The organism is Roseomonas sp. E05, assembly GCF_030063475.1.
In the GTDB taxonomy this organism is placed as follows: domain Bacteria; phylum Pseudomonadota; class Alphaproteobacteria; order Acetobacterales; family Acetobacteraceae; genus Pseudoroseomonas.
The window spans coordinates 1-1275 of record NZ_JASIRT010000091.1; the positions used below are offsets into that span (position 1 = coordinate 1).

Consider the following 1275-nt stretch of genomic DNA (forward strand, 5'->3'; position numbering starts at 1 on the left):
TGGAGTGAACCCCTGAGGCTGGACCACGATGGGTCAGAACTAAGCCACCTGCCGGACCAGTTGGTGTTCGAACTCTTCGGGTGACCGGTAGCCAAGCGCCGAGTGGAGGCGCCTGGCGTTGTAGACCTCCTCGATGAACCGCGGCAAACGCTCCGCGACGTCCTGGAACGTCTCGTAGCCACCGATGTAGATGTCCTCGACCTTCAGCGTCTTCATGAAGCTCTCCGCCTGCGCATTGTGGTACGGATTGCCGACGGAACTCATTGAGCCGCGCAGCCCGGCCTCGGTCAGCGCCCGACGGTGGGCTTCACTCGCGTATTGGCCTCCTCGGTCTGTGTGAAAGATGCATCCGGCCGGAGGATGTCGGGTCTCCACTGCCGATCGCAGCGCCGCCAGCGCCAGGTTGGTATCGATGGTGCGTGAGATGGCATAGCCGACCACCTTGCGGCTGCACGCGTCCAGGATGGCAGCCAGGTAGCAGAACCCCGAGGCAAGACGGATGTAGGTGAAGTCGCCGACCCACACTTGGTTGGGCTGGGCCGGGACGATGTTGCGGTACAGATTGGGAAAGACCGGGCTGTCGTGCTGGCTGTTGGTGGTACGCACATGGCGCCGCCGCGGCTTGATGCCCATCCCCTTGGCCCGCATCACACGGGCAACACGCTTATGGTTTATCACGTAGCCGCGGCGCCTGAGTTCATGCGTCACTCTGCGGTAGCCGTACCCAGGAAGCTCATCCTGCACGGTGCCGATGAGCTCCTCCAGCTCGCTGTCCGTCAGCGCGGCGGCGCTCGCTTGAGCCCGGTAGTAGTAGCTGCTGCGCGGTAACTCGATCACCTGGCACCCCCTTCGGACGGAGCAGGCCTGGGGCCGGTGATGATCGATGAGGTCTCGTTGTCGCTCACGAGGCGCAGGCGCGGCGTTTTTTTTGCAAGGTCCAGCTCCATGGTGAGCTGACCAACCTTGCGCTCCAGCGCCGCGATCCTGGCCTCGTACTCGGCGATGATGGAGGCCTCTGCCTCCTCGCTGCTGAGTTCGCCCCGGTCGTATTGGGTCAGCCAGAGCTGCAGCAGGTTGGTCGACAGGTTGTGGTGCCGGGCTGCATCGCGACGGCCGATGGCGCCGCTGCGGATGTCCTGGCACAGCTGAAGCCGGAACTGCGGCGAATGGCGCCGGTAGGTGCCTCGTGACGGCATGACCTTCTCCTGATGGAAGGTCCAGCCAGTGTATCAGTTCTGGAGCGCCAAGTGGTCCAGCCGCAGGGGTTCACTCCAG

Annotated in this window: 2 protein-coding genes; both read right to left on the bottom strand. The window is 63.8% G+C overall.

Features of this window, described 5'->3' with window-relative positions; translation table 11 throughout:
• Positions 1–39: 39 nt before the first annotated feature.
• On the bottom strand, positions 40–885 hold the full coding sequence (locus QMO56_RS26790) for an IS3 family transposase (RefSeq protein ID WP_283530694.1): 846 nt from the start codon (positions 883–885) through the stop codon (positions 40–42).
• Positions 834–1196, bottom strand: coding sequence for a transposase (locus QMO56_RS26795; protein WP_283530692.1), 363 nt, complete (start codon positions 1194–1196; stop codon positions 834–836). Before QMO56_RS26795 ends, QMO56_RS26790 begins: the two co-directional genes overlap by 52 nt.
• Positions 1197–1275 lie beyond the last annotated feature (79 nt).

Excerpts from the sequence above, each read along its gene's own strand:
- QMO56_RS26795 (WP_283530692.1), bottom strand. The coding sequence starts at position 1,196 with ATGCCGTCACGAGGCACCTACCGGCGCCATTCGCCGCAGTTCCGGCTT.